This window comes from Candidatus Pelagibacter bacterium nBUS_28, assembly GCF_051200915.1.
In the GTDB taxonomy this organism is placed as follows: domain Bacteria; phylum Pseudomonadota; class Alphaproteobacteria; order Pelagibacterales; family Pelagibacteraceae; genus Pelagibacter.
Genome location: NZ_CP172844.1, coordinates 1,317,767 through 1,330,148, shown reverse-complemented (window position 1 = coordinate 1,330,148; position 12,382 = coordinate 1,317,767). Strand labels below are relative to the sequence as shown.

Below are 12,382 nucleotides of genomic sequence, written 5' to 3'. Positions count from 1 at the left end.
AAATGAATCAATTAAATAACTTTGTATCATCTAATTTTTATTGTTAAAATTAAAAATATTATGACGGTTTGTATATTTGGTAATAACTTAACAGCCTTAACTTTAGCAAAAACGCTCGTTAACCACAAAATTAATGTTGATCTACTCTCTAGTAAAAAAAATTATAAGATAGATAGCTCTAGAACTATTGGTATTGCAAACAATAATATTAATTTTTTTAATAAAAATATAATTAATATTGAAAAAATTATTTGGAAAATAAAAAGAATAGAAATTTTTTCTGATAACTTAAAAAAAGAAAAACTAATAGAGTTTAAAGCAAATAAAGACTACCTTTTTTCAATAGTAAAGAATAATAAATTGTATCAATTGTTAGAGAAAGATTTATCAAAAAATAAATTTTTTAGTTCAAAGTTTTCAAATGACAAAAATATTTCTTTTTTAGATAAATATGAACTTATAATAAATTGCGATTCATCAAATTTTATTACAAATCGATATTTTAGTAAAAAAATAATTAAAGAGTATAATAGCAATGCATATACAACCGTTATTTCGCATGACCAAATTTCAAATGATACAGCTGTTCAAATATTTACAAAAAAAGGACCTTTAGCTTTTTTACCAATTTCTAATAGAGAAACATCAGTTGTATACTCTGTTCATAATTCAAATGATAGCAAAGATGAAAATATTGAACAATTAATTAAAGACAAAAATTTTAAATATAAAATTAAAAATATAGAAAAAATTCAAAGTTTTCAGTTAAAGTCACTAAACTTAAGATCTTACTATCATGACAACATATTGGCATTTGGAGATTTATTACATAAAGTGCACCCTTTGGCTGGTCAAGGCTTCAATATGACAATTAGGGATACCAAAATTCTTTTAGAGATTATTAAAAAAAAATTAGATGTTGGTTTATCTTTAGACAGTTCTGTAAATTTAGATTTTCAAAAAAAATTAAAGCATAAGAATTTTATTTTTTCAAATGGTGTAGATTTAATTCATGAATTCTTCAATCTTGAGCGAAAAATGAAAACTAGTTTTATGAGCAAGTCTGTTAAATTTATTAGCAGCTATCCATCGCTCAATAAAATGTTCACCAAAATTGCTGATAGAGGTGTGTTATTTTAGTTATTGAAGAGTTGTATTGTTGAAAACATCGTAAGTGTAAGTGCTTAAAATTTCAGCTATTTTTTTTTTCCTCATACTAAGATTTTCTGCCTCTAATAAGATTTGTTTTTCTTCTAATGAAAATGGTGAGGCCATTGCTAAAGCATTAATAGTTTCATCTAAATTTTGCTTTTCAAGTTCTTTCCAATTTATAATAAAACCTCTCTTTTCAAATAAAACTTTAAGATCTTTAAAAATTAATTCTAAGTCAGAAAACTTAAGCTCTTCTTTTTTTTCATCAAGGTCATGATCAAATCTTTTAAAATCAACCTCATATTCTCTATATTTTGTGGTAGTCACAATTTCTTTAATTAACTCAAATCTAATTAAACCCTTGAGTTCAATTGAGTATCTTCCATCCTCTGTTTCTTTAAAACTTGTTATTTTTCCAAGGCAGCCAATATTATGTAAGATAGGACTAGTCAAATCATCGCTTGGTTTCTTTGGTTGTATCATACCAATTAATTTATTAGATTTCATACTATCATTTATCATATCTACATATCTTGGCTCAAATATATTTAAGGGCACTATAGTTTTTGGAAAAATTATAAAATTACTTAGTGGAAAAATAGGTATAGTATTTGGTAAATTATTTTTTTTCATTTTATAATAAATATATACAATATATGATAACCTTTAACTGCTAAGTGTCTTTTAAAATACTTCAATTCTACAAAAAAATGTTTAACTTATAAAGATGATATTTTGGATCGCCTCATATCCCAAAAGTGGCAATACTTGGCTTAGAACTTTGATTAGCGCATATTATTATTCAAACGATGGAATATTTAAAGATAGTTTATTAAGACAAATAGACCAGTTTCCTACTAAAAGATATTTTAAAAGTTTTGAGTATGATAAAAAAAATGTTGGGAGTACCTGTAAGTTTTGGATTCCAGCTCAAGAAAAAATTAATACAGATAAAAAATTAAGATTTTTTAAGACACACAATGTGTTTGGAAAATTAAATAATTATGATTTTACAAATAGTGAAAACTCAATTGGATGCCTGTATGTTGTTAGAGATCCAAGAAATGTATTTACATCAATAAAAAATCACTATCAATTAGATAATGATCAAGCCATTAAATGGATAACTAGTGAAAAAAATTTTATTTATGATGTTCATAATTTTGATGATAGTGGCTATAGTGATTTTCAATTTATTAGTTCTTGGAATATAAATTATAAATCTTGGAAAATTCAAAAAAAAATTCCAATTAAGTTTATCAAATACGAAGATATGATAGATCAAACTTATAACATTTTTCTTGAAGTTATTAAGTTCATTAATGAAATGACAAATAATAATGAAAAAATTAACAAGACTAAGTTAAAAAATGTTTTAAATTCAACTTCTTTTGAGGTTTTAAAAAAAAATGAAATTGATAAGGGTTTTACAGAAGCAGTTTCAACGAGAGAAAATAAAAATAAAAAAGTTCCCTTTTTTAATCTAGGTCCAAAAAATGATTGGAAAAAAATTTTAGATGAAGAATTGAAAGTAAAACTTGATAAAATTTTTGAAAAAGAGTTAAAGGAATTACACTATATATAAATTTTACTATTGCTTAATTCGATAAAAGTCACTATTTTCAATCTTAATTTAATAAGCGGGCATAGCTCAGTGGTAGAGCGTCTCGTTGCCAACGAGAAGGTCGAGGGTTCGACCCCCTTTGCCCGCTCCAAAATTCGAGTATGAGTGATCTTTTGAATAAAAAATGTGTTCCCTGCGAAGGAGGAATTATACCTTTTGATATATCTGAAATTCATAAATACCAAAAAAAAGTTGATGGTTGGGACATTATTAATGATGAAAAAAAAAATTTTCTTTTAAATAAAAAATTTAAATTTAAAAACTTTTTAGATAGTCAAAATTTTATAAACCAAGTTGGAGAAATTTCAGAAAATGAAGGACATCACCCAGATATATCATTCGGCTGGGGTTATGCAGAAATTAAAATTACAACACACGCTATTGAGGGCTTGTCTGAAAATGATTTTATTCTTGCGGCAAAAATAGATCAATTAATTAATGTCTGAAATGTCTGGTTTTTGAAAAGACTAAAATCGTATCAGTTTTGTTCGCAAAATTAATTATTTCTTTATCTCTGATGGATCCCCAAGGCTGTATTACCGCAGTAACACCCGATTGAACTAATTTTTCAATACCATCAACAAATGGGAAAAATGCATCTGATGCTGCCACCACTTCATCTTTTACATTTACAAATTTTTTCATTTTTTCTATTGCGATTTGACAACTATCCAAACGACTTGGTTGACCTGATCCAATTCCTACTGTTGTTTCATTGGTTGCAAGTACTATTGCATTAGATTTTACATATCGACAAACATTAAATGCAAAAATTAGATTTTTCATTTGTCTTGAGTTTGGTTTTTTCTTGGAAACTACTTTAAAATCACTTTTATTAAATTTATTCAAATCCTCTGTTTGTATTAATAATTCTTCATTTGTAGATATAAATCTCAATATTTCTTTAAAGGAGTAATTGGTAGCATCAATTAATCTTAAATTTTTTTTCTTCTTCAATAATTTTAATGCCTCTTTATCAAAACCATTTGAAATTATAACTTCAAGAAATAATTTATTCAATTCTATAGCTAAATTCTTATTAATCTTATAATTACAGGATACTATGCCCCCAAAAGCACTTATAGGATCACAGGCTAGTGCAGATTTGTAGCTTTCAAGATGATCTTTATTTACTGAAACTCCACATGGGTTAGCATGTTTGACTATCACAGTTCCCATGTTTTTAGGCAATGATTTAGAAATAGTTAAAGCTGAAAATATATCATTATAATTATTATAACTTAACTGCTTTCCGTGAATTTGACTTATTTTCATAGAGTTATTTTTTGAATATATTCCACTTTGTTGATGTGGATTTTCACCATAACGTGGTGTCTCAATAAGATTGGTATAAAAAACTTTCTTTTTTGGAAAAATCACATTATTTTTTTTATTAAAATATTCAGAAATGACCGAGTCATAATAAGCAGTTTCAGTGAATGCAATTCTAGACATTTTCTCTCTAAATTCTAAGGATGTAGAACCTTTATTTTTTTTTAACTCTTCAATGAGTTCCCCATATTGATCTTGCGAGGTAATAACTGTAACATCTTGATAGTTTTTAGCCGCAGATCTGACCATCGTTGGCCCACCCACATCAATATTTTCAATTATTTTTCTGTGATTTTTGGTATTTTTTAATGTTTTTTCAAAGGGGTAAAAGTTTACAATAACTAAATCTATATTTTCAAAATTATTTTTTTTTAAGTCTTTTAAGTGAATTTTACTTTTTCTTTTGTTCAAAATCCCTGCATGTATTTTTGGGTGAAGAGTTTTTACTCTACCTTCTAAAATTTCAGGCGAACTAGTGAATTCAGAAACTTCTATACATTTAAATTTTAACTTTTTTATTTCTTTATAAGTGCCCCCCGAACTAATAATTTTTATATTATTTTCTTTTAAAGAATTAAGAAGTGGTTTTAAATTCTTTTTGTCTGAAACTGAAATAAGAGCTGTTTTTATTTTTTTCATTATATTTTAGTAATTTCCCATTTTACGATTTGACTCTTGTCTTTAGCGATTCCTGAAATGCATATGTTTTGATTATCTTTATATGAATTTTTATTACCTAAATATAATCCATTATCAATATTTATATTAAAATTATCACAACTAAATTTCCAGCCCTCGTCTTCTAATTCTATTAGGATTGACTTATTATCTTGTGTTTTCATTACTTTTGAACTTGGTTGTAAGTGAAATCTTATATCAAATTTAATTTTTACTGAATTATCTTTTCTTAATAATTTATCAAAACCGATGAATTTATTTTGTTCTGGATAAAATTCAATTTCTCTTTCATGAATTGTTTGAAATCTTTTTAGATATCCGTTATGTGAACCTGATATTTTCCAATAATTATCCTCAAAAACAATATTCTTTTTAATTATACTAATACCCGTATCAACAATTAGATTTGACTTATCTAATTTTCTATAATCACAAGAAGAATGATCTTCAATTGATAAAGTACTTTGTAAAGCAGTACTTTTTGAAAGCTTATTCAATTTACTTTGATTATTAGAAAAATATCCTGAGTTTGTTATTAGTTTTTTACCATTTGAGAAAATTTCAAATGAAAGAGTGCCAGATTGATAAAATTTTGAAAAATTATTACTAGGACTCTCTCCTATATCCATTGTTAGTATAATTTTTTTATTTCTTATAATGGCATAACCCGCGATTTCTTTACTTTCATTTTTAAATGCATACCCAAGTCTTTTTAAATAATGGTCAAACTCACTGTTATTTGAGATATAGTTACCATTAAATAGAAGATCTTGATTAATGTTTTGCCAAATAAAAGCATAACTTTGCCCAAGATAGTATATTGTTTCATCAATATATTCAGGAATTATATTTTGAGACTCTTTAAACCACTCTCTAATTAAAATAAAATATTTCAAGTAGAAGATTAATTGCTTTATATTTCTAGATTTTGGAAAACCCTGATTATCAATTGATGATTTTATTATTTTTTTCAAAAGAGTTAATCCATCAGCAAGATACTTGCTTTCTTCTTTATATGATAGCCCAGTTAAAATTATTGCAGCACATCCAACAATTTTATTTTCGAACTCTGACAAATTTTTAATCTCATTTAAAAGGTGATTTGTCTGTTTTTGAATACTTTGGTTGAATTTTTTCTTAAATTTTTCTTCACAATCTTCATAAGTTAGTTGATGATTGGATAACCAGGAAATTATTCTTTTAGATGTAATGTCAAAATCCCAACTTTTCTTATTATATCGATGATTTTTGTTGATCCAATTGTTGATAAAAGTCTGAGTAGTCTTTTTAGATGATTTTAAGTCTAAGCTAAAAAACCAAAAAAAATTATTTAATTTTTCAAATTCTTCATACTTTAAATTATTTTGCCAAATACTTTCTAAGGCAAAATCTTCAATTTTATATTTCTTTTTTTGATATTTTACTATTGAAGATACTAAGTAAGGACTTGGTTTATAACTAAAAGCAACATCATTTGTTTTAGATATTTTTTTGTCATAAAAATTAGAGTTTTGATAAAACTGTTTTAAACTTAATTTTAAATTGAAATAAATCTGGCTTAAATCTGCTATAAAATTTTTGATTTTCATTAACTTATTTTAATTTTAATAAATTAATATTTTTTTTTATATCTCCATTATTACTTTTAAATATTGTTGTTCCTGAAACAAGGATATTAGCTCCAGCCTCAATTGCTGATTGACAATTATCGAAATTAATTCCTCCATCAATTTCAATATCAAAGTTCATATTTTTGTTAGATTTAATTTCATTAAGTTGTCTAACTTTAGACAGAACTTCAGGCATAAATTTTTGACCACCAAATCCAGGATTTACACTCATTATTAAAACTAAATCAATCTTTTCAAGATAGTTAGTAATTAAGTTAAGTTTAGAATCTGGATTAAGTGAGACTCCAACTTTTTTATTTAAGCTTTTAATCTTTAAAATTGACTCTCCTAAGTTCTCTGTTGCTTCTGGATGAATCGTAATAATATCAGCCCCAGCATCTGCGTAAACTTCAATATATTTATGAACAGGAGATATCATTAAATGAACATCAAATTTAATTGAACAATGTTTTTTTAACGCTTTAATTACTGGTGGCCCAATCGTTAGATTTGGCACAAAATGACCATCCATTACATCCACATGAATCATGTCTGCACCACCTTCTTCAAGCCTTTTAATTTCATTGCCTAATTGACTGAAATCAGCAGATAATATTGATGGTGAAATTTGTATTTTTTTCATTGATTACTAGAATTACTAGTATCAATTTTTAAAATTTAATTGAATTAAATAATTGATAAATTTGTCTCGAAATTTCACTTTCTAGCGGAAAGGATAGCATACCCATTACAGAATATCCCAAGATCCAAGGCATAAAATAAAATCTAATCATGTAAAAGAACCAAGCAACATATAGTGGAACTAGAGGTGCTATAATAAAAGAGGGGGTTATAGGTTTAAAAATTTTAATCAATGGATTAGTATATTTTACAAATACTTTCATAAAAAAAAATTCAGAGTCTTCTTTTTGAAAAATATTCATTGCAACTCTTCCTATTAAAGTCCACATGATCACTCCAAAAAGGTAGTCAATAAAATAAACTAAAGGGTGAAAGTTTGCCGACATTAAGAAATTTATATTTGAAAAGAGATTAAATTAAAAGGGGCGAAATTAATCGCCCCTAAATTAAGATTTGATAGTTCTATTTGCCAGTGACAGTTCTGCCAGTAGGAATTCGAACTTCATCAACCATTTTTTGAGTAGCTTTATCTGGTTCTTGAGTCATTAAACTCACTACAACCATAGCAATAAAGCTAACACCAGCTCCGAAGATACCGAATGTTAACTGAGTAAGTCCTAAGAACCCACTTCCACCAGTTCGTACCCAAACTAGGTACCAAATAGCAGAACCAAGACCTAAAACCATACCAGCAATAGCACCTTCTCTGTTAGCTCTCTTCCACCATACACCAAGTACAAGTGGGAAGAACAAACCAGACATCGCAAAGTCAAAAGCCCAGATGACTGAACCTAAGATTCCTTGGATTTCCATTGCCGCAATAGTTGCTCCAGCAAAACCAATTACTACAAGTAATACCCTTGCAACAAGAAGTCTTTTTGCAGTCTCTGCTTTTGGATCTATCATTTTGTAATAAACATCATGAGAGATTGCATTTGCAATTGCTAGAATTAAACCATCCGCAGTTGACATGGCAGCAGCCATACCTCCAGCAGCAACCAGACCTGAGATTACATAAGGTAATCCAGCTATTTCTGGAGTTGCTAATACTACAGCTTTACCACCCATGAAAAACTCATTTAATTCAAGAGTTCCATTTCCGTTAAAGTCACTGATGAACATCAAGTTTGCTTGATTCCAGTTTTGGAACCAATCAATTGATTGAACTTCAGCAAATGATTTACCAATGATACCTGTAGGTAAAGTTGGATCAATCAACGACAGTTTAGATAGTGTTGCTAACATTGGCGCAGAAGAATATAGAAGGAAGATAAAGAATAATGACCAACCTACTGATTTTCTAGCTGCTTTTACACTTGGAGTAGTAAAGTATCTCATCATCACGTGTGGCAATGAGGCTGTTCCCATCATCATCGCTAGTGCTAATGAAATAAACGCCCAAGGCGTTGCATTTACTGCAGAGTGTGCTTTAGTTATTCCAGCTAACCCTTTAGGTACCGTTGCTAAATCAGCTGCAGAGTTTTTAACAAACCCAAACTGCTGTTCTAGTTCACCAATTCTAGCTACTTCATCAGCTAACATAAAGTGAGGGAAGAAACCTGCACCCATTTTGTTACTGATCCAAAAGATTGGAAGTAAGTAAGCTATAATTAGTACGATATATTGTGCAACCTGTGTCCAAGTTACCGCTCTCATACCCCCTAACATTGAACAAAGTAAAATACTTATTAGTCCAATATATACAGCGTATCCAAAGTCGATATCTAGAGCAACAGATGCAATAGTACCTGTAGCGTTAATCTGAGCAGTCACATAAGTGAATGAAGCAACAGTTAAAACTATCACTGCACATAGTCTCGCTAAATTACCACCGTATCTTGTACCCACAAAATCTGGAACTGTGTAACAGCCAAATTTTCTTAAGTATGGTGCTAATAAAGTTGCAACCAATATATAACCACCAGTCCAACCAACAAGTAGTGCCATATATCCGTAACCTTTAAAGTAAATACCACCTGCCATTGCAACGAACGAAGCACCAGACATCCAGTCTGCCGCTGTCGCCATACCATTGAATACAGTTGGAACTTGCCTTCCAGCTACGTAATAAGCATCTGCTTGGGCTGTTCTTGATAGATAACCGATTAATGCATAGATGAATATTGTAAAAGCTACAAAAGCAACACCTATTGCTTTAGCCGTCATACCCATCTGCTCACCAATTGCCATTAAGATTATGAAACCTATAAAACCTCCAGTATAGATCCCGTAAACTTTTGGCAAATTGTCTATAAATTTACCTTTAATCATTAGTCATCTCCTCTTTCGTTGAAGCCGAACTCTTCGTCGATCTTCTCTTGCCTATTAGCAAACCAAAAACACAAGATTACAAAAATTCCAAGAGATCCCTGACATGTAAACCAATATGTCCATGGATATCCGAAAGGTCCAGTAACCTCATTCATTTCAGCTGCAAAAAGGAAGATGCCAATTGAGAATACAAACCAAATTGCCAATGTTACAAATAACAGTGACCTGGTTTTTTCCCAGTGTTTTTCTGCGTTTGACATTTATACCTCTCTCTTTTTAGTTATAACTTTGAAAACCATAACCATTATAAAGGTTTTGAAAAGGTGAAAATTGTTCATAATAGGTGCTTAATTACTTACTTTTTAAGGTATAATTGTCCCAAACAACGATTTTATGCAAAAATATAAGTTATCTTGGAAAGATTTGTCATTTAAAGATTTTAAAGTTTATTTGTTTGCTTTGTTTAAAGCCTTCATTCCAAAGAAAAAAATAAAAAATTTAGATGAACTTGAACATTTTATTCAAACAAAATCTGCATGGGTTACACAAGTTACTTTATACAGTTATTTGAAAACTCGAATGGGAACCAGATACGTTCTTCATTTTGATAATGATGAGTTTATGTCATCAGTTAATCTAGCTAAATGGAATATTTATTCTATAGCTCTTCAAGATTTAACTTTTTTTACTTTTTCGTATTTAAAAGTAAATTTTAATTATCAAGATACCAATCAAGCTAAAGAAATTTTTAACAAAATTTTAGATGATGAAATATCAAACAAGATGCCACTTGATATAATTGAGGAAGCAAAAAGAACTTTTAATGAAAGACTGCAAAATTTAAATTGGGAGACTTATTATAAAGATCTACCTTTTAATCCAAGCGCACTTTCATTATATAAGTGGGCCCCTATAGCTGAAGAACTTAAAACTTTAGATAGAAAAATTGTATTAAATTCTATGATTTTAAAATGGGATATTATTAGAGATGAATTTAAAAAGTTAATAGAATTTTAAATATTTTTTCTATTATCAACTAAACTTTCAACTACACTTGGGTCAGCTAAAGTTGTTGTGTCGCCTAATTGGCCATGTTCATTAGCTGCAATCTTCCTTAAAATCCTTCTCATTATTTTCCCTGATCTTGTTTTTGGAAGTCCGGGGGTAAAATGAATTAGATCAGGAGTAGCAAGAGGCCCTATTTGCTTTCTAACCCAAAGCTTTAGATCTCTTTCAAGATCACCAGTTTCTCTTTCACCCATATTCAATGTCACATAACAATAAAGTCCATTACCTTTTATGTCGTGGGGATATCCAACAACAGCTGCTTCAGCAACTTTTGGATGAGCAACGAATGCACTTTCTATTTCAGCAGTACCAAGATTATGACCCGAGACAATAATTACATCATCTACTCTTCCTGTAATCCAATAATATCCATCTTTATCCCTTCTACATCCATCACCAGTAAAGTATTTTCCATTAAATTGAGAAAAATATGTATCAATAAATCTTTGATGATCTCCATAAACAGTTCTCATTTGTCCAGGCCACGATTGAGCAATACATAGTCTGCCTTCCCCTGGGCCTTTGATTTCAACACCTTTTTTATCAACAAGTACTGGTTTTATACCATAAAATGGTTTGGTAGCTGAGCCAGGCTTTAAATCAATTGCACCAGTTTGAGGAGCAATCATGATTCCACCTGTTTCTGTTTGCCACCATGTATCAACAATTGGGCATTTAGAATTTCCTACAGTTTTATAATACCACATCCAAGCCTCTGGGTTAATTGGTTCACCAACCGTACCTAGTAATTTCAATGATTTCCTTGAAGTTTTTTTAACAGGCTTGTCTCCTTCACGCATCAATGCTCTAATTGCTGTTGGCGCTGTATAAAAAGTATTTACTTTATATTTATCAATAATTTGCCACCATCTCGAGCTCGTTGGGTAGTTTGGAATTCCCTCAAACATTATAGTTGTTGCTCCATTTGCTAGAGGTCCGTAAATTATATAGCTGTGACCTGTCACCCAGCCAATATCAGCGGTACACCAGTAGATATCTTTTGGTTTATAATTAAAAATATATTGATGAGTCATTGAAGCGTAAACCATATAACCACCTGTGGTATGTAAAACTCCTTTTGGCTTACCAGTTGAGCCTGAAGTGTATAAGATAAACAAAGGGTCTTCTGCGTTCATTTCCTCTGGTTCACAATGTTTTGATACATCTTTAATTAAATCATGATACCAAACATCTCTTGATTTATCCCAGTTGATATAATTCCCTGTTCTTTTAACAACAATACATTTTTTAACATTTGGACAATTTTCTAATGCCTCATCAGTTGTATATTTTAGAGGAATAGTTTTGCCTCCCCTAACACCTTCATCTGCTGTAATTATATATTCAGATTCACAATCATTTACCCTTCCAGAAATAGAGTCTGCTGAAAAACCTCCAAAAATAATTGAGTGAACCGCACCAATTCTAACACAAGCTAGCATTAAAATAGCAAGCTCAGGAATCATTGTTAAATAAATAGTAACTCTGTCTCCTTTTTTAATTCCTAATTTTTTTAAACCATTAGCTGCTTTTGAAACTTTTTCATGAAGTTGTTTAAAAGATATTTTTTGACTATCTTTAGGATCGTCTCCAACCCAAATTATAGCAGTTTTATCTTTTTTATCTTTTAAGTGCCTATCAATACAATTAGCTGAAGCATTTAAAGTTCCATCTTGGAACCATTTGATATTAACTTCTTTAGTGCTGTATTTAACATCTTTAATTTTCTTGTATGGTTTTATCCAAGTAATTCTTTTTCCTTCTTTTCTCCAAAACTCATCATTATTTTTAATAGATTTCGAGTATTTATCTTGATATTTGCTTTTGGAAGCCAGACTATTTTTAACCCATTGAGGTTTTGTTTTTATAACAAGCTCTTTTGAATTTTCTTTAACAACTTTACTAATAATTTTTTTCTTAACTTTAGTTTTTTTCGTTACTTTTTTAGTAACTTTTTTTTTAACTTTAGTTTTTTTCTTTTTTTTTAATAGCATGAAATTTTTTA

12 protein-coding genes and 1 tRNA gene are annotated in these 12,382 nt (G+C 29.3%); 5 read left to right on the top strand and 8 right to left on the bottom strand.

Translation table 11 applies throughout. From position 1 onward, the window contains the following. Window positions 1-60 precede the first annotated feature (60 nt). Window positions 61-1,140: an FAD-dependent monooxygenase gene (locus ACIJYC_RS07085; RefSeq protein ID WP_435166108.1), complete on the top strand. Its 1,080-nt coding sequence runs from the start codon at window positions 61-63 to the stop codon at window positions 1,138-1,140. On the opposite strand, the gene ACIJYC_RS07080 is transcribed toward ACIJYC_RS07085, so the two are convergent. After that, window positions 1,141-1,785: an LON peptidase substrate-binding domain-containing protein gene (locus ACIJYC_RS07080; RefSeq protein ID WP_435166105.1), complete on the bottom strand. Its 645-nt coding sequence runs from the start codon at window positions 1,783-1,785 to the stop codon at window positions 1,141-1,143. It abuts the gene before it with no gap. 94 nt (window positions 1,786-1,879) lie between these two features. Between ACIJYC_RS07080 and ACIJYC_RS07075 the strand changes: the two genes are divergently transcribed. The 3 genes from ACIJYC_RS07075 (at window position 1,880) to ACIJYC_RS07065 (ending at window position 3,222) form a co-directional block, all read left to right on the top strand. After that, complete coding sequence (locus ACIJYC_RS07075; RefSeq protein WP_435166102.1) at window positions 1,880-2,737, top strand: sulfotransferase domain-containing protein; 858 nt, start codon at window positions 1,880-1,882, stop codon at window positions 2,735-2,737. A gap of 55 nt (window positions 2,738-2,792) precedes the next feature. Next, window positions 2,793-2,867 (top strand) — tRNA-Gly (locus tag ACIJYC_RS07070). A gap of 10 nt (window positions 2,868-2,877) precedes the next feature. After that, window positions 2,878-3,222: a 4a-hydroxytetrahydrobiopterin dehydratase gene (locus tag ACIJYC_RS07065; protein ID WP_435166099.1), complete on the top strand. Its 345-nt coding sequence runs from the start codon at window positions 2,878-2,880 to the stop codon at window positions 3,220-3,222. On the opposite strand, the gene purH is transcribed toward ACIJYC_RS07065, so the two are convergent. The 6 genes from purH to ACIJYC_RS07035 all read right to left on the bottom strand — a co-directional run bounded on the left by purH (window position 3,212) and on the right by ACIJYC_RS07035 (window position 9,569). Next, window positions 3,212-4,747 (bottom strand): bifunctional phosphoribosylaminoimidazolecarboxamide formyltransferase/IMP cyclohydrolase, encoded by a 1,536-nt coding sequence (gene purH, locus ACIJYC_RS07060; RefSeq protein WP_435166096.1) that lies wholly within the window; start codon window positions 4,745-4,747, stop codon window positions 3,212-3,214. The genes ACIJYC_RS07065 and purH overlap by 11 nt on opposite strands. Continuing rightward, the gene (locus ACIJYC_RS07055) at window positions 4,747-6,375 is read right to left on the bottom strand and encodes a heparinase II/III domain-containing protein (protein WP_435166093.1); all 1,629 of its coding nucleotides are present in this window, start codon (window positions 6,373-6,375) and stop codon (window positions 4,747-4,749) included. The genes purH and ACIJYC_RS07055 overlap by 1 nt, the downstream gene beginning before the upstream one ends. Window positions 6,376-6,379: 4 nt before the next feature. After that, entirely contained in the window at window positions 6,380-7,039 is a 660-nt protein-coding gene (gene rpe, locus ACIJYC_RS07050) for a ribulose-phosphate 3-epimerase (RefSeq protein WP_435166090.1), read from the bottom strand. Between the two features lie 28 nt (window positions 7,040-7,067). Beyond that, complete coding sequence (locus ACIJYC_RS07045) at window positions 7,068-7,424, bottom strand: hypothetical protein (protein ID WP_435166087.1); 357 nt, start codon at window positions 7,422-7,424, stop codon at window positions 7,068-7,070. A 76-nt stretch (window positions 7,425-7,500) separates the two neighbouring features. Then, window positions 7,501-9,309 (bottom strand): sodium:solute symporter family protein, encoded by a 1,809-nt coding sequence (locus tag ACIJYC_RS07040; protein ID WP_435166084.1) that lies wholly within the window; start codon window positions 9,307-9,309, stop codon window positions 7,501-7,503. After that, a complete protein-coding gene (locus ACIJYC_RS07035; protein ID WP_023649243.1) occupies window positions 9,309-9,569 on the bottom strand; it encodes a DUF4212 domain-containing protein in 261 nt (86 codons plus the stop codon). Before ACIJYC_RS07035 ends, ACIJYC_RS07040 begins: the two co-directional genes overlap by 1 nt. 133 nt (window positions 9,570-9,702) lie before the next feature. Between ACIJYC_RS07035 and ACIJYC_RS07030 the strand changes: the two genes are divergently transcribed. Continuing rightward, entirely contained in the window at window positions 9,703-10,326 is a 624-nt protein-coding gene (locus tag ACIJYC_RS07030) for an esterase (protein WP_435166081.1), read from the top strand. Here ACIJYC_RS07030 and acs read toward each other — a convergent pair. Next, on the bottom strand, window positions 10,323-12,371 hold the full coding sequence (gene acs, locus ACIJYC_RS07025; RefSeq protein ID WP_435166078.1) for an acetate--CoA ligase: 2,049 nt from the start codon (window positions 12,369-12,371) through the stop codon (window positions 10,323-10,325). The genes ACIJYC_RS07030 and acs overlap by 4 nt on opposite strands. Window positions 12,372-12,382: the final 11 nt, after the last annotated feature.

What these genes read in the sequence shown, in the direction of transcription:
- ACIJYC_RS07065 (WP_435166099.1), top strand. Translation starts at nt 2,878, where the DNA reads ATGAGTGATCTTTTGAATAAAAAATGTGTTCCCTGCGAAGGAGGAATT.
- ACIJYC_RS07055 (WP_435166093.1), bottom strand. Translation starts at nt 6,375, where the DNA reads ATGAAAATCAAAAATTTTATAGCAGATTTAAGCCAGATTTATTTCAAT.
- acs (WP_435166078.1), bottom strand. Translation starts at nt 12,371, where the DNA reads ATGCTATTAAAAAAAAAGAAAAAAACTAAAGTTAAAAAAAAAGTTACT.
- ACIJYC_RS07040 (WP_435166084.1), bottom strand. Translation starts at nt 9,309, where the DNA reads ATGATTAAAGGTAAATTTATAGACAATTTGCCAAAAGTTTACGGGATC.
- ACIJYC_RS07075 (WP_435166102.1), top strand. Translation starts at nt 1,880, where the DNA reads ATGATATTTTGGATCGCCTCATATCCCAAAAGTGGCAATACTTGGCTT.
- ACIJYC_RS07045 (WP_435166087.1), bottom strand. Translation starts at nt 7,424, where the DNA reads ATGTCGGCAAACTTTCACCCTTTAGTTTATTTTATTGACTACCTTTTT.
- purH (WP_435166096.1), bottom strand. Translation starts at nt 4,747, where the DNA reads ATGAAAAAAATAAAAACAGCTCTTATTTCAGTTTCAGACAAAAAGAAT.
- ACIJYC_RS07085 (WP_435166108.1), top strand. Translation starts at nt 61, where the DNA reads ATGACGGTTTGTATATTTGGTAATAACTTAACAGCCTTAACTTTAGCA.
- ACIJYC_RS07030 (WP_435166081.1), top strand. Translation starts at nt 9,703, where the DNA reads ATGCAAAAATATAAGTTATCTTGGAAAGATTTGTCATTTAAAGATTTT.
- rpe (WP_435166090.1), bottom strand. Translation starts at nt 7,039, where the DNA reads ATGAAAAAAATACAAATTTCACCATCAATATTATCTGCTGATTTCAGT.
- ACIJYC_RS07035 (WP_023649243.1), bottom strand. Translation starts at nt 9,569, where the DNA reads ATGTCAAACGCAGAAAAACACTGGGAAAAAACCAGGTCACTGTTATTT.
- ACIJYC_RS07080 (WP_435166105.1), bottom strand. Translation starts at nt 1,785, where the DNA reads ATGAAAAAAAATAATTTACCAAATACTATACCTATTTTTCCACTAAGT.